Source organism: Brachybacterium sp. AOP25-B2-12, from assembly GCF_052378625.1.
GTDB lineage: Bacteria > Actinomycetota > Actinomycetes > Actinomycetales > Dermabacteraceae > Brachybacterium.
The window spans coordinates 183,507-209,341 of record NZ_JBQSXW010000003.1 but is presented as its reverse complement, the minus strand read 5'-3'; the positions used below and the strand labels follow the sequence as shown (position 1 = coordinate 209,341).

General features: G+C 72.6%; 22 protein-coding genes. 18 read left to right on the top strand and 4 right to left on the bottom strand.

The window, feature by feature from the left end:
- The first annotated feature begins 229 nt into the window (after positions 1-229).
- From thrS to ACT3TZ_RS03705, 13 genes are all read left to right on the top strand, one after another.
- The gene (gene thrS, locus ACT3TZ_RS03765; RefSeq protein ID WP_444582058.1) at positions 230-2,230 is read left to right on the top strand and encodes a threonine--tRNA ligase; all 2,001 of its coding nucleotides are present in this window, start codon (positions 230-232) and stop codon (positions 2,228-2,230) included.
- Positions 2,227-2,883, top strand: a complete 657-nt coding sequence (locus tag ACT3TZ_RS03760; RefSeq protein ID WP_444582057.1) for an HIT family protein — start codon at positions 2,227-2,229, stop codon at positions 2,881-2,883. Before thrS ends, ACT3TZ_RS03760 begins: the two co-directional genes overlap by 4 nt.
- Positions 2,883-3,521, top strand: a complete 639-nt coding sequence (pgsA, locus tag ACT3TZ_RS03755; RefSeq protein ID WP_444582056.1) for a phosphatidylinositol phosphate synthase — start codon at positions 2,883-2,885, stop codon at positions 3,519-3,521. The genes ACT3TZ_RS03760 and pgsA overlap by 1 nt, the downstream gene beginning before the upstream one ends.
- Positions 3,518-4,792: a PrsW family intramembrane metalloprotease gene (locus tag ACT3TZ_RS03750; RefSeq protein ID WP_444582055.1), complete on the top strand. Its 1,275-nt coding sequence runs from the start codon at positions 3,518-3,520 to the stop codon at positions 4,790-4,792. Before pgsA ends, ACT3TZ_RS03750 begins: the two co-directional genes overlap by 4 nt.
- 60 nt (positions 4,793-4,852) lie before the next feature.
- Positions 4,853-5,611: a YebC/PmpR family DNA-binding transcriptional regulator gene (locus ACT3TZ_RS03745; protein WP_444582054.1), complete on the top strand. Its 759-nt coding sequence runs from the start codon at positions 4,853-4,855 to the stop codon at positions 5,609-5,611.
- A 10-nt stretch (positions 5,612-5,621) separates the two neighbouring features.
- On the top strand, positions 5,622-6,212 hold the full coding sequence (gene ruvC / locus ACT3TZ_RS03740; RefSeq protein ID WP_444582053.1) for a crossover junction endodeoxyribonuclease RuvC: 591 nt from the start codon (positions 5,622-5,624) through the stop codon (positions 6,210-6,212).
- A 27-nt stretch (positions 6,213-6,239) separates the two neighbouring features.
- A complete protein-coding gene (ruvA, locus tag ACT3TZ_RS03735) occupies positions 6,240-6,851 on the top strand; it encodes a Holliday junction branch migration protein RuvA (RefSeq protein ID WP_444582052.1) in 612 nt (203 codons plus the stop codon).
- Positions 6,848-7,963 (top strand): Holliday junction branch migration DNA helicase RuvB, encoded by a 1,116-nt coding sequence (ruvB, locus tag ACT3TZ_RS03730; protein ID WP_444582051.1) that lies wholly within the window; start codon positions 6,848-6,850, stop codon positions 7,961-7,963. The genes ruvA and ruvB overlap by 4 nt, the downstream gene beginning before the upstream one ends.
- 259 nt (positions 7,964-8,222) lie before the next feature.
- Positions 8,223-8,606, top strand: a complete 384-nt coding sequence (gene yajC / locus ACT3TZ_RS03725; RefSeq protein ID WP_444582050.1) for a preprotein translocase subunit YajC — start codon at positions 8,223-8,225, stop codon at positions 8,604-8,606.
- Between the two features lie 72 nt (positions 8,607-8,678).
- Positions 8,679-10,565, top strand: coding sequence for a protein translocase subunit SecD (secD, locus tag ACT3TZ_RS03720; RefSeq protein ID WP_444582049.1), 1,887 nt, complete (start codon positions 8,679-8,681; stop codon positions 10,563-10,565).
- Complete coding sequence (gene secF, locus ACT3TZ_RS03715) at positions 10,562-11,734, top strand: protein translocase subunit SecF (protein WP_444582048.1); 1,173 nt, start codon at positions 10,562-10,564, stop codon at positions 11,732-11,734. Before secD ends, secF begins: the two co-directional genes overlap by 4 nt.
- Positions 11,735-11,751: 17 nt before the next feature.
- On the top strand, positions 11,752-12,309 hold the full coding sequence (locus ACT3TZ_RS03710; RefSeq protein ID WP_444582047.1) for an adenine phosphoribosyltransferase: 558 nt from the start codon (positions 11,752-11,754) through the stop codon (positions 12,307-12,309).
- A gap of 116 nt (positions 12,310-12,425) precedes the next feature.
- Entirely contained in the window at positions 12,426-14,798 is a 2,373-nt protein-coding gene (locus ACT3TZ_RS03705; RefSeq protein WP_444582046.1) for a RelA/SpoT family protein, read from the top strand.
- Positions 14,799-14,901: 103 nt separating this feature from the next.
- Here the strand turns inward: ACT3TZ_RS03705 and ACT3TZ_RS03700 are convergent, their stop codons facing one another.
- Positions 14,902-15,597 (bottom strand): SHOCT domain-containing protein, encoded by a 696-nt coding sequence (locus ACT3TZ_RS03700; protein ID WP_444582045.1) that lies wholly within the window; start codon positions 15,595-15,597, stop codon positions 14,902-14,904.
- Between the two features lie 109 nt (positions 15,598-15,706).
- Positions 15,707-17,131, bottom strand: coding sequence for a DUF349 domain-containing protein (locus tag ACT3TZ_RS03695; RefSeq protein ID WP_444582044.1), 1,425 nt, complete (start codon positions 17,129-17,131; stop codon positions 15,707-15,709).
- Between the two features lie 213 nt (positions 17,132-17,344).
- On the opposite strand from ACT3TZ_RS03695, the gene hisS reads away from it, so the two are divergent.
- The gene (gene hisS / locus ACT3TZ_RS03690) at positions 17,345-18,694 is read left to right on the top strand and encodes a histidine--tRNA ligase (protein WP_444582043.1); all 1,350 of its coding nucleotides are present in this window, start codon (positions 17,345-17,347) and stop codon (positions 18,692-18,694) included.
- 152 nt (positions 18,695-18,846) lie between these two features.
- Complete coding sequence (gene trxA, locus ACT3TZ_RS03685; protein ID WP_444582042.1) at positions 18,847-19,218, top strand: thioredoxin; 372 nt, start codon at positions 18,847-18,849, stop codon at positions 19,216-19,218.
- Between the two features lie 80 nt (positions 19,219-19,298).
- Here the strand turns inward: trxA and ACT3TZ_RS03680 are convergent, their stop codons facing one another.
- Positions 19,299-21,233, bottom strand: coding sequence for a DEAD/DEAH box helicase (locus ACT3TZ_RS03680; protein WP_444582041.1), 1,935 nt, complete (start codon positions 21,231-21,233; stop codon positions 19,299-19,301).
- A gap of 196 nt (positions 21,234-21,429) precedes the next feature.
- Here ACT3TZ_RS03680 and aspS point away from each other — a divergent pair, with 196 nt between their 5' ends.
- Complete coding sequence (gene aspS, locus ACT3TZ_RS03675) at positions 21,430-23,244, top strand: aspartate--tRNA ligase (protein ID WP_444582040.1); 1,815 nt, start codon at positions 21,430-21,432, stop codon at positions 23,242-23,244.
- A 108-nt stretch (positions 23,245-23,352) separates the two neighbouring features.
- Here aspS and ACT3TZ_RS03670 read toward each other — a convergent pair whose 3' ends face one another.
- On the bottom strand, positions 23,353-23,961 hold the full coding sequence (locus ACT3TZ_RS03670; RefSeq protein WP_444582039.1) for a DUF3043 domain-containing protein: 609 nt from the start codon (positions 23,959-23,961) through the stop codon (positions 23,353-23,355).
- Between the two features lie 62 nt (positions 23,962-24,023).
- Between ACT3TZ_RS03670 and ACT3TZ_RS03665 the strand changes: the two genes are divergently transcribed.
- Together ACT3TZ_RS03665 and ACT3TZ_RS03660 are read left to right on the top strand one after the other, a co-directional pair.
- Positions 24,024-25,430 carry a dipeptidase gene (locus tag ACT3TZ_RS03665; protein WP_444582038.1) on the top strand — a complete coding sequence of 469 codons (1,407 nt, stop codon included), beginning with the start codon at positions 24,024-24,026 and terminating at the stop codon, positions 25,428-25,430.
- The gene (locus ACT3TZ_RS03660; protein WP_444582037.1) at positions 25,427-25,801 is read left to right on the top strand and encodes a hypothetical protein; all 375 of its coding nucleotides are present in this window, start codon (positions 25,427-25,429) and stop codon (positions 25,799-25,801) included. Before ACT3TZ_RS03665 ends, ACT3TZ_RS03660 begins: the two co-directional genes overlap by 4 nt.
- The last annotated feature ends 34 nt before the right edge of the window (positions 25,802-25,835 follow it).

The window sequence follows — 25,835 nt, the reverse complement described above, 5'->3', positions numbered from 1 at the left end:
TAGGCCGTCCGCGGGTGCCGCGTGGCGCACGCCGTGCCGAGATGCGTGAGGGTCGGGCTCCCCGGAGCGGGCGTGGGACCGATCGTCGCGGGCGCCACGGCCTGTGGCCGCCCGGAACGTCACGGCACGGCCCGACACCGCGGTGCCCCGGGACCGGGCGCGCCACTACGATGGACCGCGGGTCCGGCACGGTAGGCCGGTCCATCCGCGAACCCTAGGAGAGACCCCCGTGGCTCAGCACGACATCACCCTCGACGGCAACCAGCAGCAGATCGAGGAGGGGACCACGGGCACCGAGCTCTTCGCGACCACCCCCTCGGTCGTCGCGCTGCGCATCGACGGCGAGCTGCGGGACCTCGCGACCACGGTCACCGCGGGCCAGAGCGTCCAGGGCGTCGACATCTCCAGCGCCGACGGCCTGGCGATCCTCCGCCACAGCGCCGCCCACGTGCTGGCCCAGGCCGTGCAGCAGGTCAACCCCGAGGCGAAGCTCGGCATCGGCCCGCCCATCACCGACGGCTTCTACTACGACTTCGACGTCGAGGTGCCCTTCACCCCGGAGGACCTCAAGCAGCTCGAGAAGACCATGGCGCGGATCGTCAAGGAGGGGCAGCGCTTCGTGCGCCGCGAGGTCAGCGACGACGAGGCCCGCCTCGAGGAGGCCGGGGAGCCCTACAAGCTCGAGCTGATCGGCCTGAAGTCCAGCGCCGCGGATGCCGGCGAGGGCGCCTCGGTCGAGGTCGGCGCGGGCGGCCTCACGATGTACGACAACGTACGGCGCACCGGCGACGTGGTCTGGACCGACCTCTGCCGCGGACCCCACCTGCCCACGACCAAGCTGATCGGCAACGGCTTCGCGCTGACCCGCAGCGCCGCCGCGTACTGGCGCGGCACTGAGAAGAACCCGATGCTGCAGCGGATCTACGGCACCGCCTGGCCCACCAAGGACGAGCTGCGCGCCTACCAGGAGCGCCTCGCCGAGGCGGAGAAGCGCGATCACCGACGCCTCGGCGCGGAGCTGGACCTCTTCTCCTTCCCCGAGGAGATCGGCTCCGGTCTGCCGGTGTTCCATCCCAAGGGCGCGATGGTCAAGATGGAGATGGAGGACTACTCCCGCCGCCGCCACGTCGAGGCCGGCTACTCCTTCGTCTCGACCCCGCACATCACCAAGAAGAACCTCTTCGAGACCTCCAAGCATCTTCAGTGGTACGCCGACGGCATGTACCCCCCGATGCACGTGGACGAGGAGGTCGACGCGGACGGCAACGTCACCAAGCAGGGCCAGGACTACTACCTCAAGCCCATGAACTGCCCGATGCACAACCTCGTCTACCGCTCCCGCGGACGCTCGTACCGCGAGCTGCCGCTGCGACTGTTCGAGTTCGGCAGCGTCTACCGCTACGAGAAGTCGGGCGTGGTCCACGGGCTCACCCGCGCGCGCGGCTTCACCCAGGACGACGCCCACATCTACACCACCCGCGAGCAGATGAAGGACGAGCTCACGAGCCTGCTCGGGTTCGTCCTGGACCTCCTGCGCGACTACGGGCTGGACGACTTCTACCTCGAGCTGTCCACCCGGGACCCCGAGAAGTCCGTGGGCGACGAGACGACCTGGGAGGAGGCCACCCGCACCCTCGAGGAGGTCGCGACGGCCTCGGGCCTGGACCTCGTGCCGGATCCCGGCGGCGCCGCCTTCTACGGCCCGAAGATCTCCGTCCAGGCCAAGGACGCGATCGGCCGCACCTGGCAGCTCTCCACCATCCAGCTCGACTTCTTCGAGCCCGAGCTCTTCGAGCTCGAGTACACCGCCTCGGACGGCACCCGGCAGCGCCCGGTGATGATCCACCGCGCGCTGTTCGGCTCGATCGAGCGGTTCTTCGGGGTGCTCCTCGAGCACTACGCGGGGGCTTTCCCGGTGTGGCTGGCGCCCGTGCAGGTCGTCGGGATCCCCGTGGCCTCGGAGTACGCGCCCTACCTCGAGGAGGTCGCCGCGAAGCTGCGGGCGCGCGGCGTGCGCGTCGAGGTGGACACCTCGGACGACCGCATGCCCAAGAAGATCCGCACCCACACCAAGGAGAAGGTCCCCTACCTGCTGATCGCCGGCGGCGAGGACCAGGACAACGGCGCGGTCTCCTTCCGGTTCCGCGACGGCAGCCAGGACAACGGGATCCCCGTCGACGAGGCCGTCGAGCGGATCGTGGCCTCCATCCGCGACAAGGTGCAGGTGTGACCGAGCCGCACACCGGGACGTCGGACCCGGCGCGCCGCGACGGCGCGCCGGGATCCGGCGTCCCGGTCGAGGACACCGGCACCTTCGCGGGGGACCCCGACGGCCTGCAGCGCCTCTGGACGCCGCACCGGATGGCCTACATCCTCGGGGACAGCCGTCCCGAGGACCCGCAGGACGCCGGGCAGTGCCCCTTCTGCACGGCCCCGGGACGCGAGGACGAGGACGCCCTGATCATCCATCGCGGACGGGTCGCCTTCGTGATCCTGAACCTCTTCCCGTACAACAGCGGCCACCTGCTCGTGTGCCCGTACCGCCACGTCGCCGACTACACCGACCTCACCGAGGACGAGGTGCTCGAGGTCGCCGAGCTCACCCGCACCGCGATGCGCGTGATCCGGGAGGTCTCCCACCCCGCGGGGTTCAACCTGGGCATGAACCAGGGCGAGGTGGCCGGGGCCGGGATCGCCGCCCACCTGCACCAGCACGTCGTGCCCCGCTGGCAGGGCGATGCGAACTTCCTGCCGATCATCGGCCGCACCAAGGCGCTGCCGATCCTGCTGGCCGACACCCGTCGGCTCTACGCCGAGGCCTGGCCGGCACCGCAGGGCACGTCGGGGACGGACGGCCCGACCGCCGCCGGTCCCGCGGCCTGATGCTCGGACGCGACGCGCGCGCCGGGATCGGCACGGCCTTCACCCCGCTCGCGCGGCTGCTGACCCGCTGGCGGGTCCCCCCGGATGCCCTGACCTGGGGCGGGACCATCCTGACGTGCCTCGCGGCGCTCGTGCTGCTGATCCCCGGCCACTTCGTGCTCGGCTCCGTCGTGCTGGCCCTGGTGCTGCTGCTGGACAGCCTCGACGGGCTGGTGGCGCGCCTGACGGGGACCGCGAGCGACTGGGGCGCCTTCCTCGACTCGACGCTGGACCGGATCGCCGACGGCGTGGTCCTCGGATCCCTGTGCATCCACTTCCTCGCGGTCGCCGATCGCACGCCCCTGCACATCGCGTGCGGGGTCCTCGCGCTCGTCGCCGTCGTCCTCGGCGCCGCCATCAGCTACGCCAAGGCGCGCGCGCAGTCCCTCGGGATGACCGCCGATGTCGGCCTCATGGAGCGCGCCGATCGCTTCGTGGTGCTGCTCGCCGGCGCCCTCGTGGCCGGTTTCGTGGGACCCTGGGCCCTGCTCGTCGCGCTCGCCGTGCTCGTCGCGGGCAGCGCCTGGACCGTGCAGCAGCGGATGACCGAGGTCCGACGGCAGGCACGGGCCGCCGCGGCGGAGGAGGGGACTTCATGACCATGACACCCGTGGGGCGCGCGCCCGACGCCTATGGCTACGATCTCGCGCGCTCGGATCCGCGCGGCCCGGGACGACTCGGCGAGGGCTCCGGTCCCCGTCCGCGCAAGCCCCCGCGGCGCTGGCTGCGGCGACTCCTGTGGTCCCTCGCCTTCACCGTGCTCGTGGTCCTCGCCGTGATCGTCTACGTCCGGGCGATCGGGCCGATGGGCGTGGGCACCTCGCTCGTGGCCCTCACCGCGGCGCTGGTCCCCGTCTCGCTGGTCCTGCTGGTGGTGTGGTGGCTGGACCGGTACACCCCCCAGCCCCGGGTGACCCTCGTCTTCGCCTTTGCCTGGGGTGCGGCGGCCTCGGTCGCGCTGACCCTGTTCCTGGGTGAGCGCTTCCAGGGCATCCTGCTGGCCGACGTCACGGAGGAGTCCGTCGCGACGTTCCTGAACACCGTCGTCCAGGCGCCCGTGGTCGAGGAGTCGATGAAGTCCGCGGGGCTGCTGGTGCTGCTGCTCTTCGGCCGCCGGTTCATCGCCGGACCTCTCGACGGCGTCGTCTACGCCGCCCTCATGGCGGGCGGCTTCGCCTTCACCGAGAACATCCTCTACTTCGGGAACTCGTTCCTCCAGGCGCAGGCGGCGGGGGAGGCGTCGGTGTTCTGGCAGACCTTCATCCTGCGTGGGCTCCTCTCGCCCTTCGCGCACGTGAGCTTCACGGCGCTGTGCGGGCTCGGCATCGGCATCGCCGCCGAACGCCGCTCGCTCCTGCTCTACGTCGGGCTCGGCGCCGGGGGGCTCGGCCTCGGGATGATGCTGCACGCCCTGTGGAACGGGGCAGCCTCCCTCCTCGAGGTGGATCCCGAGGCTCCGCTGCGCTCCTTCCTCGTGTACTACGCGAGTGTGCAGGTGCCGATCTTCGTGATCCTCGCGGCGCTCGTCGTCGGGCTGCGATGGCGTGAGCGGCGCGTGATCCGTCGGCGTCTGGGGGACTACGGGCGCGCCGGCTGGTTCACCCCCGCCGAGGTGCACATGCTGGTCTCGATGCGCCGACGCGGCAAGGCGCTGCGCTGGGCCGGACGTCGCGGCGCCATCGCCCGCATGGCCATGCGCGACTGGATCCAGGCGGCGGTCGAGCTCGCCCTGCACCGCAACAGCGCCGTGCACGCCCGGCCCTCGGAGAAGCTGCGCGCCCAGGAGCGGGAGCTCCTGGCCCGGATCACCGCGGACCGTCGCCTGCTGGGGGCCGTCTCCCGCCCCGTCGCGCGGGTCCCTGCCGCCTGAGGCGCAGAGCACGGCGACGGCGGCTCGTACAATGGATCAGCCATCATCGAAGGAGGGTCAATGTCGGGTCATTCCAAGTGGGCGACGACCAAGCACAAGAAGGCCGCGATCGACGCGAAGCGCGCCAACCTGTTCGCCAAGCTCATCAAGAACATCGAGGTCGCCGCGCGGACGGGCGGTCCTGACACGTCGGGCAACCCGACGTTGTTCGACGCGATCCAGAAGGCCAAGAAGTCCTCGGTCCCCAACGACAACATCGACCGTGCCGTCAAGCGCGGCGGGGGCCTGGAGGCGGGCGGCGCGGAGTACCTGACGCTCATGTACGAGGGGTACGCGCCCGGCGGCGTGGCCGTCCTCGTCGAGTGCCTCACCGACAACAAGAACCGGGCAGTCTCCGAGGTCCGCGTGGCCTTCAGCCGCAACGGCGGCAACATGGCCGATTCGGGCTCGGTCTCCTACCTGTTCGCCCGCAAGGGCGTGGTGACCCTTCCCCGGGAGGGCCAGACCGAGGACGGTCTGCTCGAGGTGGTCCTCGACGCCGGCGCCGAGGAGATCAACGACGAGGGCGACGTCTTCGAGATCATCTCCGAGGCCTCCGACGTGGTGGCGGTCCGCACCGCCCTGCAGCAGGCGGGGATCGACTACGACAGCGCCGAGGCGCAGTTCGTGCCGGACATGCGCGTGGCCGTCGACCTCGACGGCGCCCAGAAGGTGCTGCGCCTGGTCGACGCCCTCGAGGACGCCGACGACGTGCAGAACGTCTACACCAACGTCGACATCCCCGACGACGTCGCCGCGCAGCTCGACGCCGAGGACTGAACGGGCACCGATGAGCCTGCGCGTGCTGGGCGTGGATCCCGGGCTCACCCGCTGCGGGATCGGCGTCCTGGACGCCGGTGCCGGGCGCGGCGCGCACCTGGTCGACGTCGGCGTGATCCGCTCGGACCCCGACGACGGGATCGACCGGCGCCTCCTGCGGATCTCCGGAGGGCTGCGGGAGGTCATCGAACGGCACGCCCCGGACGTCGTGGCCGTCGAGCGGGTGTTCAGCCAGAACAACACGCCGACGGTCATGGGCACCGCCCAGGTCTCCGGGATCGCGATCCTGCTGGCCGCCGAGCGAGGCATCCCCATCGCCATGCACACCCCCAGCGAGGTCAAGGCCGCCGTGACCGGCAGCGGCCGGGCCGACAAGAAGCAGATCCAGGCGATGCTGGTGCGCCTGCTGGGGCTCCCCGGCCCGCCGCGGCCGGCCGATGCCGCCGATGCACTCGCGATCGCCCTGACCCAGCTGTGGCGGGGACCCGGGCCCGTGCGCCTGGACTCCTCCGGCGGGGCGCGCACGAGCGCCCAGACCGTGTGGGCCGATGCCGAGCGCTCCGCGCGGCGCGCCCGCGACACCTCCACCTCCCGCTCCTGATCGAACACCTGTTCTAGGCTGGCCCCCGTGATCTCGACCCTGACCGGACGCGTCAGCGCCATCTCCCTCGACGCCCTCGTGCTCGACGTGGGCGGCGTGGGCTTCGCCGTCCGCACGACCCCCCAGGCCCTCGCCCACGCCCGGCACGGGCAGGAGCTGACCATGCACACCGAGCTGGTGGTGCGCGAGGACTCCCTGACCCTGTTCGGCTTCCCGCGCCGCGAGGAGACCGAGACCTTCCGGATCGTGCAGTCGGTCTCGGGCATCGGGCCCCGGATCGCCCTGGCCGTCCTCGCCGTCCTCTCCCCGGACGACCTGCGGCGCGCGGTCGCGGACGAGGACACGAAGGCGATCGCCCGCACCCCCGGGATCGGGCCGAAGGTGGCCCAGCGGATGGTGCTCGAGCTCAAGGACCGGCTGGGACCTGCGAGCACCCCGGTCGGAGCGGACCCGACGGCCTCCGCATCGGGCGACGGCGCCCCGAGCGGACCCGCCGCCGACGTGATCGAGGCGCTCGTGGGTCTCGGCTGGCCCGAGAAGGCCGCCGGGGCGGCCGTGGATCGTGCCGTCGCGGCCGGCGAGGGCGATCCGGGGACAATCCTGCGCACGGCCCTGCGCTCCCTCGGCGGGACCCGATGACGCCCGGCCCCGGCGTCCCCGCGGACGGCTCGGCCTTCGAGAGCGGTCTGGACGAGGTGGCAGGAGGCGGCCCCGCGCGCGACCGCGCGGTCACCGAGGCGGAGGCCGGCGCCCTCGAACGCGCGGCCGAGGCGGCGCTGCGGCCCCGACGGCTCGAGGACTTCGTCGGCCAGCAGGTGGTCCGCGATCAGCTCTCCCTGGTGCTCGACGCCGCGGCCGCGCGGGGGAGGGCCCCCGAGCACATGCTGCTGTCGGGCCCGCCGGGTCTGGGCAAGACGACGCTGGCCATGATCATCGCCGCTGAGCTCTCGGCGCCGCTGCGGATCACCTCGGGGCCGGCCGTGCAGCACGCGGGGGATCTCGCCGCGATCCTCTCCTCCCTCGAGGAGGGGGAGGTGCTGTTCATCGACGAGATCCACCGCCTCGCGCGCCCTGCCGAGGAGATGCTGTACATGGCGATGGAGGATTTCCGCGTCGACGTGATCGTGGGCAAGGGGGTCGGCGCCACGTCGATCCCCCTCGAGCTGCCGCCGTTCACGGCCGTCGGTGCCACCACCCGGGCCGGCCTCCTCCCGGCCCCGCTGCGCGACCGCTTCGGCTTCACCGCCCACCTCGACTACTACCGGCCCGAGGAGCTGCACGTCGTCGTGACCCGCTCCGCGGCGCGCCTGGGCGTCGAGGTCCACGACGACGCGGCCGCCGAGATCGCCTCCCGGTCCCGCGGGACCCCGCGGATCGCCAACCGCCTGCTGCGACGGGTGCGCGACTGGGCCGAGGTGCGGGGCAGCGGCGCCGTGGACCTCGCGGCCGCCCATGCGGCGCTCGCGGTCTACGAGGTGGACCCGGCGGGCCTGGACCGCCTGGACCGGGCCGTCCTGCGCGCCCTGTGCGAACGCTTCGGCGGGGGCCCCGTGGGGCTGTCGACCCTCGCCGTGGCCGTGGGGGAGGAGACGGAGACCGTCGAGACGATGGTCGAGCCCTTCCTCGTCCGGGAGGGGCTGATCTCCCGCACGCCGCGCGGCCGGATCGCCACCCCCGCGACCTGGGCGCACCTCGGGATCGCGGCGCCGCAGGCCACCCTGGGTGATGGACAGGCCGCCGGTCGGTTCTGAGGCATCGGGCCACCCAGCCGGTCCCGGGCGCCGCCCGGACCGCGGCGACCGCTCGCCGTCCCCGGGTCCGGCGCCCTGCGGGACGGGTCGCGGCAGCGGCGGGTGAGCCGCCGCACCCCCGTCCGCGCCGCCGACCGCTCCCAGGGGAGGCCGGGTACAGTGGCGGGGTAGTCCGAGCGTCCATGCACCGGCAGGACGCCCCCCGACCTTGGCCGAGGCCCCGCATCCGCGCGGCGTGCCCGCCGCCGAAAGGATCCACATGGACCCGATGCTCATGCTCCTCGTCCTGTTCGCCGTCATGATGATCCCGATGTTCCTCATGTCCAGCCGCCAGCGGAAGCGCCAGCGCGAGCAGCAGGAGAAGATCGCCAAGATCGGCGTCGGCGAGGAGGTCCGGACGCACTCGGGCTTCTACGGCCTGATCGTCGAGGAGATCGGCGACACCGTGGTCCTCGAGTCCGAGGACGGCTCCCAGCTGCGCTGGGCCCGCGCCGCGATCGCCGGTCTCGCCGAGCCGACCTCCACCGAGGTCCCCGACGACGCCTCGGAGCTCGCCGAGGCCGACGTCCCGGAGGAGAAGCCCACCACGGCCGAGCGCGACGGGATCCCCGGCGTCACCACGCGCGACGACGACCGCCGCTGACGTCCCCCGGTCCGGGGCGCAGCGCCCCGCCGACACCCTCCCGACCCCGCACCTCGAGGACCTGACCCGACCATGCCCGCACGTCGCACAGCCCTGGCGGTCATCGCCCTGATCCTGCTCGTCCTCGGCGGCGGCATCGGTGCGGGGACCTGGAAGGGCGGCTGGGATCCCGCTCCCAAGCTCGCCCTGGACCTCGAGGGCGGGACGCAGGTCATCCTCAAGGCGCAGTCCCGCACCGGCGAGCCGATCGACAGCACCACCCTCGAGCAGGCGCGGCAGATCATGTCGCAGCGGATCAACGCCCTCGGCGTCGCCGAGACCGAGATCAGCATCCAGGGCGGCTCGAACATCGTCGTCGACGTGCCCGGGACCATCGACCAGCAGACGTCCGACGCCCTGAGGAAGACCGCGCTCATGGCCTTCCGCCCCGTCCTCGCGGTGGGCGCCGGCGAGGGCGCGCCCTCGGACGGCGGAGGGGCCTCGGATGCGGGCGCCGCCTCCGACGGCGGGGGAGGGCCCAGCACCACCGCCTCGGTGAGCGGAACGGCGGGGACGGCCGGCGCCTCCGATGCCGGCGGAGCCTCCGATGGACAGGGAGCCTCCGCCGCCGGCGGAGCGGACGCCAGCAGCGGCGTCGCCGCGTGGTCGCCGGATCAGCTCACCCCCGAGGCGCAGCAGATCTTCCTCGGGTCGAGCTGCACCGACAGGACGACCCTGGCCGCGAACGCCGAGGCCGCAGCGCCGAGCGACCTGGTGGTCCTGTGCGACGAGCCCGGCACGACCAAGTACCTCCTGGGCCCCGAGGTGATCACGGGGACCGGGATCCAGGACTCCAGCGTCGGCCCGCAGACCAACTCCACGGGGCAGGCCACCGGCGGCTACGTCGTCAACGTGTCGTTCACCGGGGACGCCGCACCCAAGTGGGGTGCGATGACCACGGCCCTGTACGGCGGCGAGGGCGCCACCAATCAGCTCGCCATCGTGCTGGACAGCGAGGTCATCTCCGCCCCCCAGGTCACGGGCCCCTCGACCACCTCGACGTCCATCGAGGGCGACTTCACCCAGGACGAGGCCCAGCAGCTGTCCGACCAGCTCCGGTTCGGCGCCCTGCCCCTGCAGTTCACCGTGCAGTCCGAGCAGCAGATCTCGGCGACGCTGGGCTCGGACCAGCTCGAGAAGGGCCTCATCGCCGGTCTCATCGGCCTGGTCCTCGTGGTCCTCTACGCGATCGCCCAGTACCGCGTGCTCGCGATCGTCACCACCGCGAGCCTGGGTGTGATGGGTCTGCTGGCCTACGGGATCATCACGACGATGTCCAACATCCCGGACATCGGCTACCGCCTCTCGCTCGCCGGGGTCGCCGGCCTGATCGTCGCCATCGGGTTCACGGCGGACTCGTTCATCGTGTACTTCGAACGTGTTCGCGACGAGATCCGCGACGGCCGCGGGATCGTCAGCGCCGTCGACCACGGATGGTCGCGCGCCCGACGCACGATCGTCGCCTCGGACACCGTCAACATCATCGCCGCCGTGGTGCTGTACGTGCTGTCCACCGGCAGCGTGCGCGGCTTCGCCTTCACGCTGGGGCTGACGACCCTGCTGGACCTGCTCGTCGTGTTCCTGTTCACCCACCCGCTCCTGCAGTCGCTCGTGCGCACACGGTTCTTCGGCAAGGGGCATCCGCTCAGCGGCCTGGATCCCCTCGCCCTGGGACGGGACCTCCCGGCCTATGCGGGCCGCGGACGGGTCCGGACGACCGAGGAGCGACGGCGTCGCGATGCCGAGGACGAGGAGCAGCCGCGGGAGTCCCTCGCCGCGCGCAAGGCACGCCTCGTCCGCGAGGCGGAGACGACCTCGGGCGGGCCCGGGACCGATGCCGCCGGCCCCGCGACCGATCGTGACGACGGCGACGCCCCGGACACCCGCACCGACACGGACGGCGAGGAGAAGACCCGATGAGAATCAACCTCTCGCGCCTGGGCAACGACCTCCACTCAGGGGTCAGGACCCTCCCGATCGTGAGCCGCCGTCGCACCTGGTACCTGATCAGCGTCGCCGTGCTCGTCATCCTGGGCTCGATCGCGGTGGTGCGCGGCCCGAACCTCGGCATCGAGTTCACGGGCGGCTCGGAGTTCCAGGTGTCCGGCGTCGCCACCACCGACCAGGACCTCGCCCGCGACGTCGTGCGCGAGCACCTCCCGGGCAACGAGCCCAAGATCACCCAGCTCGGCGGATCCTCCCTGCGGATCCAGACCGAGCAGCTCAGCTCGGACGAGACGGGCTCCCTGGCCGGGGATCTCGCGTCGGCCTACGGGGTCACCACCGAGCAGGTGTCGAGCTCCTTCATCGGGCCCACCTGGGGCGCGGACGTCACGTGGACGGCGCTGCGCGCGGTCCTCGTCTTCCTCGTGCTCGTGGGCACGGTCATGGCGGTGTACTTCCGCAACATCAAGGCGTCGGTCGCGGCGCTCGTCGCGCTGGTCCACGACATGCTGCTGACGGCCGCCGTGTACGTCGCCGTCGGCTTCGAGATCACGCCGGCGACCGTCATCGGGTTCCTGACGATCCTCGGGTACTCGATCTACGACACCGTCGTCGTGTTCGACAAGGTGCGCGAGAACACCGCCGACATCCCAGCGATGCCCGGGACCTACGAGCACGCCGTGGAGCGGGCGGCGAACCAGACCCTGGTGCGCTCCATCAACACCTCGGTCGTCGCCCTCCTGCCCGTCGGGTCGATCCTCGTGATCGGTGCCTTCGTGCTGGGTGCCGGCACGCTCAAGGACATCGCCCTGTCGCTGTTCGTCGGGATCCTCGCCGGCACCTACTCGTCGATCTTCGTGGCCCCGGGCGTCCTCGTGGACCTCCGGCGCCGTGAGCCGGCGATCGTCGCCCACGACGCCGAGGTCACCGGGCGCACCGCCCGGACCGCGGACCGTGCCGGTGCCACGCGATCGGCCGCGACCGCTGTCGTGGACGACGAGGTCGACGTCGACGTCGATGGCGACGCCTCCGACGACACCGATCACGGGACCGTGAAGCCCCGTCCCCTCGCCCGTTCCGGCTCGGGCCCCGCGCCCGCCCGCCAGCAGCCCCGACGCAGCACGCGTCGTCGGCGTCGTTCCTGACCCGCCGGGAGGCACGCATGTCCACCGATCGTCCGCGGCCCAGCGCCGCAGAGGTCGAGGCCGTCATGGCCTCGCACATCACCGACTTCCCGGACTTCCCCGAGCCGGGGATCCTGTTCCGCGACATCACCCCGCTGCTGCGCGACCCGGTGGCCCTGCGCACCGTGATCGCGCACTGGTGCACGTTGCTGCCCGACGACGTCGAGTACGTCGTGGGCACCGAGGCGCGCGGCTTCGTGCTCGGAGCGCCGCTCGCGTACGAGCTGGGGGCCGGCTTCGTGCCGGTCCGCAAGGCCGGCAAGCTCCCGGGCTTCCCGCGCAGCGTCTCCTACAGCCTCGAGTACGGCACCGCGACGGTCGAGATCTCCGACGGGGCACTGCCCGCCGGTGCTCGCACCGTGATCGTCGACGACCTGCTCGCGACCGGGGGCACCGCCGCCGCGACCGCCGAGCTGGTCCGCAGCTTCGACGCCGATCTCCTCGGGGCCTCGTTCCTCATCGAGCTGCAGGGTCTCGGCGGGCGCGACAAGCTCGGTGACCTGCCCGCCAGCGCCGTGTGGAGCATCCCCAACTGACCGTCCGCGAGACCCGCGACGGGGCCTCGGCGGTGTTCGCCCAGCGCGCACGGACGATGGTCCGTGCATCCCTCCTCGCTGAGTAGACTGTGCCACCTGCGAAGGGAGGCCCGGTCATGGACGATGCCGAGAAGAGCGCCGTCGCGCCCCGCCCCGCCGCAGGCGGAGCGACCCCGGCCACCCCGGCCACTCCGGCCTCATGGGGGCGTCGATCCCGGCGCGGGTTCTTCGGCGCGCGCTCCTCGGGCGTGGACCGGATCCTCGAACCGCTGCTGCAGGCCGTCGCCAAGACCAACGGCCGGGAGGACATCGCCTTCCTCGAGCGCGCCTACCACGTGGCCGAGCGCGCCCATCGCGGACAGTTCCGCAAGAGCGGCGATCCGTACATCACCCACCCCGTGTCGGTCGCGACGATCCTCGCCGAGCTCGGATCGCCCAAGGAGGTCCTCGCCGCGGCGCTCCTGCACGACACGGTCGAGGACACCGACTACTCCCTGGACCGCCTGCGCCACGAGTTCGGCGACGAGATCGCCCAGCTGGTCGACGGGGTCACCAAGCTCGACAAGCTGACCTACGGCGAGGCCGCGCAGGCCGAGACCGTGCGCAAGATGATCGTGGCCATGAGCCGCGACATCCGGGTCCTGCTCATCAAGCTCGCCGACCGCCTGCACAACGCCCGCACCTGGAAGTACGTCTCCGCCTCCTCCGCCGAGCGCAAGGCCAAGGAGACGCTGGAGATCTACGCCCCGCTCGCGCACCGGCTCGGCCTGAACACCATGAAGTGGGAGCTCGAGGACCTCTCGTTCCGAGCGCTGTACCCCAAGGTGTACGACGAGATCGTCGCCCTCGTGGCCCAGCACGCCCCGGCCCGCGACCAGTACCTCACGACCGTCACGGAGCAGATCAACGACGACCTGCGCAAGGCCCGGATCAAGGCCGAGGTGAGCGGGCGGCCCAAGCACTACTACTCGATCTACCAGAAGATGATCGTGCGGGGCCGCGACTTCGCCGACATCTACGACCTCGTGGGGATCCGCGTGCTCGTGGACTCGGTCCGCGACTGCTACGGCGTGCTGGGGATCCTGCACGCCCGCTGGTCGCCGGTGCCCGGGCGGTTCAAGGACTACATCGCGCTGCCCAAGTTCAACCTCTACCAGTCGCTGCACACCACGGTGATCGGCCCCACCGGCAAGCCGGTCGAGATCCAGATCCGCACCAAGGAGATGCACCGCCGCGCCGAGTACGGCGTGGCCGCGCACTGGAAGTACAAGGCGCTGTCGGGCCCCGGGGAGATGGCGCGCGCCGGGAACCAGGAGATGGCGTGGCTGCGCCAGCTCATGGAGTGGCAGAAGGACACCGCCGACTCCGGCGAGTTCCTCGAATCCCTGCGGTTCGAGATCAACACGCAGGAGGTCTACGTCTTCACGCCCAAGGGCGACGTGATCGCCCTGCCCCAGGGCGCGACCCCCGTGGACTTCGCGTACTCGGTGCACACCGAGGTGGGTCACCGGACGATGGGGGCCCGCGTCAACGGGCGCCTGGTCTCGCTCGAATCGGTGCTGCAGACCGGTGACGTCGTCGAGGTGTTCACGTCCAAGGCCCCGGGGGCCGGCCCGAGCCGCGACTGGCTGGGCTTCGTGGCCTCCCAGCGGGCGCGCACGAAGATCCGGCAGTGGTTCTCCAAGGAGCGGCGCGAGGAGGCCCTCGAGCGCGGCAAGGATGCGCTCTCGAAGTCGCTGCGGAAGCAGAACCTGCCGATGCGACGCCTGCTGACCCATGACACCGTGCAGGCAGTCGCGACCGATCTCAACTATCCGGACGTCGACGGCCTGTACGCGGCGATCGGCGAGGGGCACATCAGCGCCGAGGCCGTCACGGCACGCCTGGTCGCCTCCTTCGGCGGGGACGAGGGGGCCGCCGAGGACGTCGCCGAGATGGTCCTGCCGTCCAAGGCGCGCTCACGACCGAGACCGCGGATCGACGATTCCGACCAGGGGATCGTCGTCGACGGCCAGAGCGACCTCTGGGTCAAGCTCGCCCGATGCTGCGCCCCCGTCCCCGGGGACCCGGTGATCGGCTTCGTCACCCGCGGCTCGGGGATCTCCGTGCACCACGCGGAGTGCTCCAACGCCCTGCAGCTGAAGGCCGAGCAGCCGGATCGGATCGTGCCGGTGCGCTGGTCGGGGCGCACCGCCGCCGCGTACCTCGTGCACATCAAGGTCGAGGCGCTGGACCGGAGCCGCCTGCTGACAGATCTCGCGCTGGCGATCTCCGAGCAGCACGTGAACCTGTCCTCGGCGGCGTGCCAGTCCCAGAAGGACCGTCTGGCCTCGGCGTACTTCTCCTTCGAACTGGCCGATCCCTCCCATCTGCAGGCCGTGCTCGCCTCCGTGCGGCGCGTCGAGGGCGTCTACGACGCATACCGCGTCACCGCCGACGGGAAGCGGGTCGACGCCGCCGCCGTCGGACCGGGTGCGGCGCACCTCTGACCTCCGACGCCGGTCACGGTCCCGACGCGGGTCGGTGGCAGGCCCTCGCACGGGGACCGTGCCCGTGCCGTGGACGGCGCGTTCTTCGGGGCTCGGGCTTCGGTCACGGACCGGCGGCACGAGATCGTCCGGCATGCTCGTCCGACGCGCCGTCGTCCCGGAGGATCACGGACCACCGCTCCCGGGCCCGGCGCGCGTGCGGGTGCCCGTCGAGGCGACGCAATCGGCGCTCGACCTCCTCGTCGTCCAGGAGTCCGGCGTCGCGCAGCGACCGCACCGTGCTCAGCGCACATTCCGGGAGCGCTTCGAAGCGCAGGGCGTCCGTCGCGGACCGCTCGGGGACGGTCAGCGGACAGCCGCCGATGCTCTCGACGTCTCGGGCGGGCAGCGGCGCCTGGCGCATGACGACCCCGGCCAGCACGACGGGACGCGCGGTGCTCAGCAGCGCGATGGGGGACGGGCACGGGCCCCCGGCGAGCACCCACGCGGCGCTCGGCCCGGCGATCACGAACGACCCCCGCAGGGCCGTCCCCAGGGCGCAGCCGATGACCACGGCACGGGCCGCCATCGAGGCGAGGGCCGACGCCGGGACGTAGCTGCCCTCGCGCAGCAGGACCAGGTGCCCGCGAGCCGCCAGGAGCCGTTGCACGGGGCTCTCCGGCCACGCGGCGATCTCCGCCGCGAGCGCGAGGGCGAGATCCTCGGCGTGCGCGGACCAGACCCTGCACGGGTGCTCCGGTGCCGCGGGCGCCGGGAGCGCCCGCGGAGCGGAGACGAGGGGCGCACGGACGAGAGTCATGCCCGAGGTTCGCCCATCGCGAGGGCCCGGAGCAATGCCGCGGCCCGAGATGTGGACGACCCCGCCCCCGAGGTTCCGGGGGCGGGGTCGTCGGGGGTGCGTGCTCGGCTCAGCCCAGGTCGCGCGCGGAGCGCTCGATGACGGCGAGCCACTCCTGGCGGGCGGCCAGCGCCTTCTCGGCCTCGTCGATGCGACGGGGATCCCCGCTGTCGCGGGCGGCGGCCAGGGCGTCCTCGTACTCAGCGATCGCCGCGTGCAGCTGCGAGGACGCGCCCTGGACGCGCTCCCGGGTGCGGGGATCGGTGCGGCGCCACTCGGCGTCCTCGGCCTGCTTGACGGCCCGCTCGACCGCGTGGAGGCGGTCCTCGACGCGCCGGATGTCCGCGCGCGGCACCTTGCCCGCGCTCTCCCAGCGGTCCTGGACCCGGCGCAGGGCCGCGGCCGCGCGCTCGACGTCCTCGACGGGGACGAGCGCCTCGGCCTCGGTGAGCAGGGCCTCCTTGACGGTCAGGTTCTCCCGCTGCTCGGCGTCGGAGGCCTCGAGGTCGGCGTTGCGGGCGGTGAAGAACGTGTCCTGGGCCGCCTTGAAGCGTGCCCATTGGGCATCGTCCTTGCGGCGGTTCCCGCGCGGCGCGGCGCGCCACTCGTCCATCAGCTCACGGTAGGAGCGCACGGTCGGGCCCCAGTCGGTCGACTCCCGCAGCGCCTCGGCGCGCACGATGAGGGCCTCCTTGACCTTCTCGGCCTCGGCATGCTGCTCGTCCAGACCCGAGAAGAACTGCTTGCGGACCCGGTCGAAGGCGCCGCGGGCCGCGGAGAGCCGCTTCCACAGGGCGTCCTCGGTGGCGCGGTCGAGGTTCTTGTCCTCGGACTGCAGCTGCTTCCAGGTCGGCACCATCTGGCGCATCGTCTCGCCGGCGCTGCGCCACGAGATCCGCGAGGGATCGGTCGCCACGAGCGCCTCGATCGATTCGACGAACTCGGTGCGGCGGGCCAGCGCCGCCTCGCGGGCGGCGGTGCGCTCGGTCTCGATCTCCTGGATGAAGCCCTTGGCCTTCTCGCGCAGCTCCGCGGCGCGGGCGCGCAGGGCCGGGACGTCGCCGACGACCTGCGGGTCCTTGAGGCGCTTGCGCAACTGCTCGAGGATGCGGTTGAGCTCGGCCTGGCTGAGGCCCGGGACCGCGAGCTTGCGCTCGGAGAGGTCCAGGAACGACACCAGATCGAGGTAGGCGTGGGCGAAGGGACGCAGGGCGTCCTCCTCGGAGGTGCCCTCGTCCGCGGTGCCCAGGGGCCGCTTCTGCGTCCCGTCCTGCACGGCGATGGTGCGCTCCTCGTCGACCGAGCCATAGGCCAGGGCGGCGGCGACCTCGGCCTCGTCGTGCTCCGCGTCCGGGGCGACGACCGGGACGAGCGGGGCGTGCGTGGCACGACCGGCCAGAGCGGCGGGCGAGGGGGCCGCCGGACGGGGCGCACCGGGTCGCGGCGGCGTGGGACGCGGGGCCGGGCTGGGGGAGGGGGTCGTGGACTCGCTCACGGAGAGCTCCTTCGGTCGTTCCCGCTGCGGGGCGGGGCACTGCCGCGGACGCGGCGTCATGGGAGGTGGCACGGGCAGCCACCGCAAAACTCTACAGGGACACCCGCTCGCACGAGGCACGCGGTGCCGACGCCGCGCACCCGAGGGCGGACCTGGATAATGGACAGGCCCCATCACCCAGCGCACGCACTGCGAGACAAGGAGATCGCCGCGATGGCGAAGACGTCCGTCCTGTCCGGATTCCCCGAATGGCTGCCCGCCGGGAGGATCGTCGAGCAGCACGTCATCGACACGTTCCGCCGCGTGGCCGAGCTGCACGGGTTCTCCGGCATCCAGACGCGCGCCGTCGAGCCGATGAGCCAGCTCCTGCGCAAGGGCGAGATCGACAAGGAGGTCTACGTGCTGCGGCGCCTGCACGCCGAGGACGGCGAGACCGATCACGTCGACCCGGACCGCCAGCTGGGACTGCACTTCGACCTCACGGTGCCTCTGGCGCGCTACGTGCTCGAGCACCAGAACGACCTCGCCTTCCCGTTCCGGCGCTACCAGATCCAGAAGGTCTGGCGCGGGGAGCGCCCCCAGGACGGACGGTTCCGCGAGTTCTACCAGGCCGACCTCGACGTGATCGGCCAGGACGTGCTGCCCGCGCACATCGAGGCCGAGGTCGCCCTCGTCATGGCCGAGATCCTGGCGGCGCTGCCGATCCCCGGGTTCACCATCCACGCCAACAACCGTCGCCTGTCCGAGGGGTTCTTCCGCGCGATCGGGCTCGAGGACACCCAGGGCGTGCTGCGCTCGATCGACAAGCTGGCCAAGATCGGCCCCGAGGCGGTCGCCACGCTGCTGCGCGAGCAGTCCGGTGCCACCGAGGAGCAGGCGCAGGCGTGCCTGGGGTTCGCGGGGATCGTCACGGACGACGGCACCTTCGGCGATCGTGTGCGCGCGCTCGGCGGCACCGGCGAGGAGGTCGAGCAGGGGATCGCGGAGCTCTCGGAGGTGGTGCGCCGCGTCAACGCCGAGGTGCCCGGCGTCTGTGTCGCCGACCTCTCGATCGCGCGCGGTCTCGACTACTACACCGGCACCGTCTTCGAGACGTTCGTCGAGGGACATGCGGCGCTCGGCTCCGTGTGCTCCGGGGGCCGCTACGACCGTCTGGCCGCCGACAACCGCCACACCTACCCGGGGGTGGGCCTGTCGATCGGGCTCTCGCGCCTGGTCTCGCGGATCCTGTCGGCGGACATCGCGCACGCCACGCGCGGCGTCCCGACCTGCGTGCTGGTCTCGGTCTCCTCGGAGGACGAGCGCGCCCGCAGCGAGCAGGTGGCCTCCCGGCTGCGTGCCCGCGGGATCCCCACCGAGATCGCCCCGACGGCGGCGAAGTTCGGCAAGCAGCTCAAGCACGCCGACCGCCGCGGCATCCCCTTCGTGTGGTTCCCCGGGGCCGACGGGGACGAGGTGCGCGACCTGCGCTCGGGCCGGCAGGTCGGGGCGGACGCCGACCGCTGGGAGGCACCCGCCGAGGACCTCCACCCGCGCGTGGTGCCCACCGGCGAGGGCGCCTGAGGGCGGGGTCCCCGCGCGCAGGGGGCGGGGGTCCCGCGACCGCGCCGCGAGCGCGACCGACCGGCGCCCGAGGGGGCCGAGGGCCTCCATGAACCACGTCACACCGTCACGACCCCGGGAATGCGACGGCTCCTTCGGGCGTTGAGCCGGGCATGTCCACCACGACTCTCACGACCGCCAACCACGACGAGACCGTCAAGGACGGCATCGTCTTCATCGACTTCTGGGCGGGCTGGTGCGTCCCGTGCCAGCGCTTCGCCCCGATCTTCGAGAAGGCCTCCGAGGCGCACCCGGAGATCACCTTCGCCAAGGTCGACACCGAGGACCAGCAGCAGCTGGCCACGCAGTACGGCGTCACCTCGATCCCCACGATCGTCGCCTACCGCGACGGCGTGCCCGTCTTCTCCCAGCCCGGCGCCCTGCGCGAGAGCGACCTGAGCGATCTCATCGGCCAGGTCGAGAAGCTCGACATGGACGAGGTCCGCGCCGCCTACGAGAAGGCCAAGGCCGAGCAGAAGGCCTGACACCCTTCCACCCGCACGGGAACGGGCCCCGCACCAGCTGGTGCGGGGCCCGTTCCCATGTCGTCCCGGGACGGGCGAGGTCAGTGACGACCGCGTCCGCCGCGGTCGCGGTCCCGATCGCGGAACCCGCCCTCACGGCGCGGGCGCGAGGAGCGCTCGTCGCGGTCGGAGCGTCCGCCTCCGCGACGCTCGTCCCACTCGCGGCTGCCGTGGCGCGCCGTCTGACGGCTCCCGCCGCGCGGGCCCTGGTCCTTGCTGATGTGCAGCGCACGGCCGGAGATCTTCGCGCGGCCGATGCGCGACTCCTGCTCAGGGGTGAGCTCGGTGCGCAGCTCGACGAGGGAGAACGAGCCGAGGATGTCGATCTTGCCGATGTCCTTGCCCGTCAGACCGCCCTCGCCCGTGATGGTGCCCACGATCGACGGCGGCTTGGCGCCCTGGCTGTGTCCCACGTTGATGCGGTAGGTCGTGTAGCCCTTGGAGGACGGGCGGGACGCACCGCCGCCGCGACGGTCGTCGCCGCCCCCGTCCCGCTCGGAACGGTCCGAGCCCTTGAGCGAGGCGCCGGTGAACTCCTCGTCCTCGGACCGGGCTCCGGGTCCGTCGTCGCCGACGGCCATCGAGCCGAGCACCGCCGCCAGCTGCGCGGGATCGATGTCGTGGGTGGCGAGGAACTCGCCCACGAGCTCGGTGTAGATGCCCAGGCGGCCCTTCTCGGCGCGCGCGGGGACGCTCTCGAGCAGCCCGCGCATGCGGTGGCGCGAGACGTCGGCGGGGGAGGGGACCTGGATCTCCTCGAGGCTCTGCCGCGTCGTCTTCTCGATCGCGCGGAGCTTGCGGCGCTCGTGCGGGGCGACGAAGGTCAGCGCCTCGCCCGTGCGGCCGGCGCGACCCGTGCGCCCGATGCGGTGCACGTAGGCCTCGGGCTCCCCGGGCACGTCGAAGTTCACGACGAGGCCGATGCGGTCCACGTCCAGGCCGCGGGCCGCGACATCGGTCGCCACGAGCACGTCGAGGGAGCCGTCGCGAAGGCGCTCGACGATCCGCTCGCGCTCCTTCTGGGCCACGTCACCGGAGATCGTCGCGGCGACGACGCCGCGGGCCACGAGCTCGACCCCGACCTCCTCGGCGGCGGACCGGGTGCGCACGAAGACGATCGCGGCGTCGGCGTCGGAGGTCGCCAGGACCCGGGCCAGCGCCCCGGTCTTGTGACGGAAGGGGACCACCGCGAAGCGCTGGCGCACCGAGGTCACGGTCGAGGACTGCCGGGCGACCGAGACGCTGACGGGGTCCGTCATGTGGTCGGCGGCGACCTTCTTGATCGCCGGCGGCATGGTCGCCGAGAACAGCGCGATCTGCTTCTGGGCCGGGGTGTAGGACAGGATCTGGTCCACGTCCTCGGCGAACCCCATGCGGAGCATCTCGTCGGCCTCGTCCAGGACGAGGGTGCGCACGTGCTCGAGGCGCAGGTTCCCGCGCTTGAGGTGGTCGATGACGCGGCCGGGGGTGCCGACGACGACCTGGCTGCCGCGCGAGAGCGCGCGCTCCTGGGGGCCGTAGGGGGAGCCGCCGTAGACGGGGGTGACGACGAGGCCGGGGACGTCGTGGGCGAAGGAGGCGATCGCGTCGGCCACCTGCATCGCGAGCTCGCGGGTCGGGGCCAGGACGATGGCCTGGGTCGCCCGGTCCTCGACGTCCACGGCGGCCAGCAGCGGCAGGCCGAAGGCGGCGGTCTTGCCGGTCCCGGTCTGGGCCACGCCGATCACGTCGCGCCCGGCCAGGAGGGCGGGGATCGCCTGCTCCTGGATGGGGGAGGGGGTGGTGAAGCCGAGCCCGGCGACGGCGCGCTGGAGGACCGCGGGGAGGTCGAGGTCGGCGAAGGTCGGGGTCGCCTCGGCCGGGGCCTGGCCCTGTGCGGAATCCGAGCCCCCGGTCTGGTGCTGATCGGCGTCGTGGCGATCGGACGCGTGGTGGTCCGGCTCGGGGGTGGACGTGCCAAGGGCGTGTTCGGACATGCGTTCCTCTGTTCGGGGATGCGGAGGGTTCGGGGCGGACCCACTCGCGCGCAGGTCAAGACGTGCTTCCATTCTAGGTCGACGGGGCGTCGGACCCCAGGGGCAGGGCGGGCGACGTCGCTCACGCCGCGTTAGGATCGACGGGCCACCCGACCGCCGTTCGGCGCCGGGATCCCCGACCCGCGAAGGACCCACAGTGCTGCGCACCATCGACGCCGGCGCGCTCCGCCCGGAGCACATCGGCCAGACCGTCATCCTCACCGGCTGGATCGCCCGCCGCCGCGACCACGGCGGCGTGACGTTCCTGGATCTGCGCGACGCGAGCGGCGTCGCCCAGGTGGTCGTCCGCGAGGACGAGGCGCTGCACCTGCGCAACGAGTACGTGCTCCGGGTGACGGGCACCGTCGATCGTCGGCCCGAGGGTAACGAGAACCCCCAGCTGCCGACCGGCGAGGTGGAGGTCACCGCGACCGACGTCGAGGTGCTCAACACCTCGGCGCCGCTGCCCTTCCAGCTCGACAGCCACACCGAGGTCGGCGAGGAGGCGCGCCTGCGCTACCGCTACCTCGACCTGCGCCGTGAGGGCCCCGCCGCGGCGCTGCGCCTGCGCTCGACCGTCAACCGCGCCGCCCGCGACGTGCTGCTGGACGACGGGTTCGTCGAGATCGAGACGCCCACCCTGACGCGCTCCACGCCGGAGGGCGCCCGCGACTTCCTCGTGCCCGCGCGCCTGGCTCCCGGCTCCTGGTACGCGCTGCCGCAGTCGCCGCAGCTGTTCAAGCAGCTGCTCATGGTCGCGGGCATGGAGCGGTACTTCCAGCTCGCCCGCTGCTACCGCGACGAGGACTTCCGCGCCGACCGCCAGCCGGAGTTCACCCAGCTCGACGTCGAGATGAGCTTCGTGGACCAGGAGGACATCATCGAGCTCGCCGAGCGCGTGCTGAAGGCCGTGTGGGCCGCCGCGGGCGAGGAGCTCCCGCTGCCGATCCCGCGGATCACCTACGCGGAGTCGATGCGACGCTACGGCTCGGACAAGCCGGACCTCCGCTTCGACCTCGAGATCACCGAGATGACGGAGTACTTCGCGAACACGCCGTTCCGCGTGTTCCAGTCGCCGTACGTCGGCGCCGTGGTCATGCAGGGCGGGGCCTCGCAGCCGCGCCGCACCCTCGACGGCTGGCAGGAATGGGCCAAGCAGCGCGGAGCGCGCGGGCTGGCTTACGTGCTGGTCCAGGAGGACGGCTCCCTCACGGGTCCCGTCTCCAAGAACATCTCCGAGGAGGAGAAGGCGGGCCTGGCGGCCGCCACCGGGGCCTCTCCCGGCGACTGCATCTTCTTCGCCGCGGGCGAGGCCAAGACCTCCCGGGCGATCCTGGGTGCGGCCCGCAACGAGATCGCCGAGCGCCTGGGCCTCATCGACGCGGACGCCTGGGCGTTCGTGTGGGTGGTCGACGCCCCGCTGTTCGAGCCCGCCGGTGATGCCGTGGCCGCGGGCGACGTGGCCGTCGGCTCGGGCGCCTGGACCGCCGTGCACCACGCGTTCACCTCGCCCAAGCCCGAGTTCATGGACACCTTCGACTCCGATCCGGGATCGGCGCTGGCCTACGCGTACGACATCGTGTGCAACGGCAACGAGATCGGCGGCGGCTCGATCCGCATCCATCGCCAGGACGTCCAGGAGCGCGTGTTCCGCGTGATGGGCATCGACGAGGCGCAGGCGCGCGAGAAGTTCGGCTTCCTCCTGGACGCCTTCGCCTTCGGCGCCCCGCCCCACGGCGGGATCGCCTTCGGCTGGGACCGGATCGTGGCCCTGCTCGCGAAGACCTCGTCGATCCGCGACGTCATCGCGTTCCCGAAGTCCGGCGGCGGCTTCGACCCGCTGACGCAGGCGCCCGCGCCGATCACGGCCCAGCAGCGCAAGGAGGCCGGCGTCGATGCGAAGCCCGTCGTGAAGGAGAAGCGACCGGTCGAGGACTCCGAGGCTCCCGTGGTTCCCGCCGAGGACGCCTGAGCCTCCTGCGACGACGAACGGGCCCGATCCTCCGCGGAGGATCGGGCCCGTTCGTCGTGCCGGCGGTGCGTCGTGGGTCCCGGAGGATCCGGGGGCCATGCGAGCCGCTCAGCTGCGGGGGGACTCCCCGTGACGGATCTGCGCCTTGGGCAGCCGCCAGCGGCGGATCTGCACGGCGCGCATGAGGCCGTAGGTCACGAGGCCCTGACCGACCTCGCCGAAGCGCTCGGTCAGACGCGACCGCAGCCGCTTGCGCAGGATCAGCGCGTCGACCACGCAGACGAGGATCCCGCCCCAGAGGACGGCGAGCATGAGCGTGCTCATGACGGTCGCCGCGGACGGCACCACGAGGGGGAGCACGAGGGCCACGACCATGATGATCAGGGCCAGCGGGAAGAAGTACTCGGCGACGTTGTGCCGGGTATCCACGAGGTCGCGCACGTACCGGCGCTGCGGTCCCCTGTGCTGATAGGGCATGTTGGCCTCGTCGCCGGTGACGAGGGCGACCTGCGCCTTGTTGCGCTCGATCTTGGCCGCGTCGCGGTCGCGGCGCTTGGCGTCCTTGCGGTCCTGGGGGACCAGCGGGCGGCGGCGCGCGGCCTCGGCCTCGCGGCGGGTCCGGGTGGGGCGCCCCTTGGACCCCGGGCGCGCCGTGACGGACTCCTCCGCGGCGGAGGAGGTCTCGGCGTCGGGTCGGGATCTCTTCAGGAAACTCACCCCGGCAGTCTAGGCGGTGCACCGCCGTGAACGCCCCTCAGGGACGGCGGTAGGTTGGAGCGATGGCCGACATCACCCCCGCCCCTGCCTCCCACCCCACCGACGCCGCGGAGGTCGAGGTCCTCCGGGCACGCCTCGACGAGCTGCTGCCGTCCGCGATCGAGGACCTCGAGTCCCTGGTCCGCATCCCCTCCCTCGCCTTCGCGGGCTACGACCGCGCCCCGCTGGAGCGCAGCGCCGAGGCCGTGGCCGAGCTGTTGCGCGGCACCGGGCTGCCGGACGTCCGGATCGAACGGGTGGCCGACGGCGCCCCCGCCGTCATCGCCCGGCGACCGGCGCGCGACGGCCTGCCCACCGTGCTGCTGTACGCCCACCACGACGTCCAGCCCACGGGGGACCCTGCCGCGTGGAGCAGCGATCCGTTCGAGCCGGAGCGCCGGGGCGAGCGGCTCTACGGGCGGGGGAGCGCGGACGACAAGGCGGGCGTCATGGCGCACGTCACCGCTCTGCGCCTGGTCGGGGAGGAGCTCGCCGAGCGCGGGATCGGCGTCACCGTGTTCGTCGAGGGTGAGGAGGAGGCGGGATCGCCCACCTTCCGGCCCTTCATCGAGGCGTTCTCGGAGGATCTGCGCGCCGACGTGATCGTGGTCGCCGATTCCGCGAACTGGGCGGTGGGCACGCCCGCCCTCACGACGAGCCTGCGCGGGCTCGTGGACCTCACCGTGACCGTCCGCTCCCTGCGCCACGCCGTGCACTCGGGCCTGTTCGGGGGGCCCGCCCTGGATGCCCTGACGCTGCTCTCGCGGCTGATCGCCACGCTCCACGACGAGGTCGGCTCCGTCGCCGTCCAGGGTCTCGTGCACGCGGAGGACCCCGCCGTGGACATGCCCGAGGCCGACTACCGGCGTGACGCCGGGGTCCTGGACGGGGTGCGGCTGGCAGGGACCGGCCCCCTCACCGCGCGCCTGTGGACACGTCCGGCGCTGTCCGTGCTCGGGATCGACGCGACCCCCGTGCGGGACGCCTCGAACACGCTGGTGCCCGCCGCGCGGGCGAAGGTCTCGCTGCGGATCGCCCCGGGCCAGGAGCCCGCGGCGGCGATGGAGGCCCTGACGGCCCACCTGCTGGAGCACGCGCCGTTCGGCGCCGAGGTCGAGGTCACCGAGGGCGAGCAGGGCCGTCCCTACCTCGCCGGTGACGAGACTCCCGCGATGCATCTCGCACGCAGCGCCTTCGCCCGCTCGTGGGGCACCGAGGCGGTGGACACGGGTCTCGGCGGATCGATCCCGTTCATCGCCGATCTGCTGGAGGTGTTCCCGCATGCCGAGGTCCTGGTCACCGGGGTCGAGGACCCGGACTCCCGCGCTCACGGCATCGACGAGTCCCTGCACCTCGGGGAGTTCGCCAAGGTGTGCCTCGCCGAGGCGCTCCTGCTCCGCGACGCCGCCGAGCTCGAGGACGAGGCGTGACCGGGCGTCCCCGCCGCGCGCGCGGGTCCCGGCGCGCAGGGACGAGCGCCGCGCCGCGCACCCCGGCAGAGCGCGGCACCGCGGGCGACGCGCCGTCCGCGGGACGAGGGGCCGCACCCCGCCCGGAGCCGGTGCCGGTCGCCACGCTCACGGTCCCGGCGCTGCTGGGCGGGCTCGTGGTGGGGATCGTGAGCGGATACCTCCTGGGCCCCTGGGCGGGGGTGCTCGTCCTCGTGGTCGCCGTCGGGGCGGTGCTCCTCGCGGCCCTGCGACCCGACCAGCGCGAGGTGGCGGTCGCGGGCGCCGGGGGGGTCGTGCTGGGCTACGGCGGCGTGATGCTCCTCGCTCTGATGACCGTGCTGTCCGCCTGACCATGCACCGAGCACGCGCCGGCCGCCGACGCGC

Excerpts from the sequence above, each read along its gene's own strand:
- yajC (WP_444582050.1), top strand. The coding sequence starts at position 8,223 with ATGGACCCGATGCTCATGCTCCTCGTCCTGTTCGCCGTCATGATGATC.
- ACT3TZ_RS03665 (WP_444582038.1), top strand. The coding sequence starts at position 24,024 with ATGGCCGACATCACCCCCGCCCCTGCCTCCCACCCCACCGACGCCGCG.
- ACT3TZ_RS03700 (WP_444582045.1), bottom strand. The coding sequence starts at position 15,597 with ATGACTCTCGTCCGTGCGCCCCTCGTCTCCGCTCCGCGGGCGCTCCCG.
- ruvB (WP_444582051.1), top strand. The coding sequence starts at position 6,848 with ATGACGCCCGGCCCCGGCGTCCCCGCGGACGGCTCGGCCTTCGAGAGC.
- secF (WP_444582048.1), top strand. The coding sequence starts at position 10,562 with ATGAGAATCAACCTCTCGCGCCTGGGCAACGACCTCCACTCAGGGGTC.
- trxA (WP_444582042.1), top strand. The coding sequence starts at position 18,847 with ATGTCCACCACGACTCTCACGACCGCCAACCACGACGAGACCGTCAAG.
- pgsA (WP_444582056.1), top strand. The coding sequence starts at position 2,883 with ATGCTCGGACGCGACGCGCGCGCCGGGATCGGCACGGCCTTCACCCCG.
- ACT3TZ_RS03710 (WP_444582047.1), top strand. The coding sequence starts at position 11,752 with ATGTCCACCGATCGTCCGCGGCCCAGCGCCGCAGAGGTCGAGGCCGTC.
- ACT3TZ_RS03680 (WP_444582041.1), bottom strand. The coding sequence starts at position 21,233 with ATGTCCGAACACGCCCTTGGCACGTCCACCCCCGAGCCGGACCACCAC.
- ACT3TZ_RS03750 (WP_444582055.1), top strand. The coding sequence starts at position 3,518 with ATGACCATGACACCCGTGGGGCGCGCGCCCGACGCCTATGGCTACGAT.
- ACT3TZ_RS03745 (WP_444582054.1), top strand. The coding sequence starts at position 4,853 with ATGTCGGGTCATTCCAAGTGGGCGACGACCAAGCACAAGAAGGCCGCG.
- hisS (WP_444582043.1), top strand. The coding sequence starts at position 17,345 with ATGGCGAAGACGTCCGTCCTGTCCGGATTCCCCGAATGGCTGCCCGCC.
- ACT3TZ_RS03705 (WP_444582046.1), top strand. The coding sequence starts at position 12,426 with ATGGACGATGCCGAGAAGAGCGCCGTCGCGCCCCGCCCCGCCGCAGGC.
- secD (WP_444582049.1), top strand. The coding sequence starts at position 8,679 with ATGCCCGCACGTCGCACAGCCCTGGCGGTCATCGCCCTGATCCTGCTC.
- ruvC (WP_444582053.1), top strand. The coding sequence starts at position 5,622 with ATGAGCCTGCGCGTGCTGGGCGTGGATCCCGGGCTCACCCGCTGCGGG.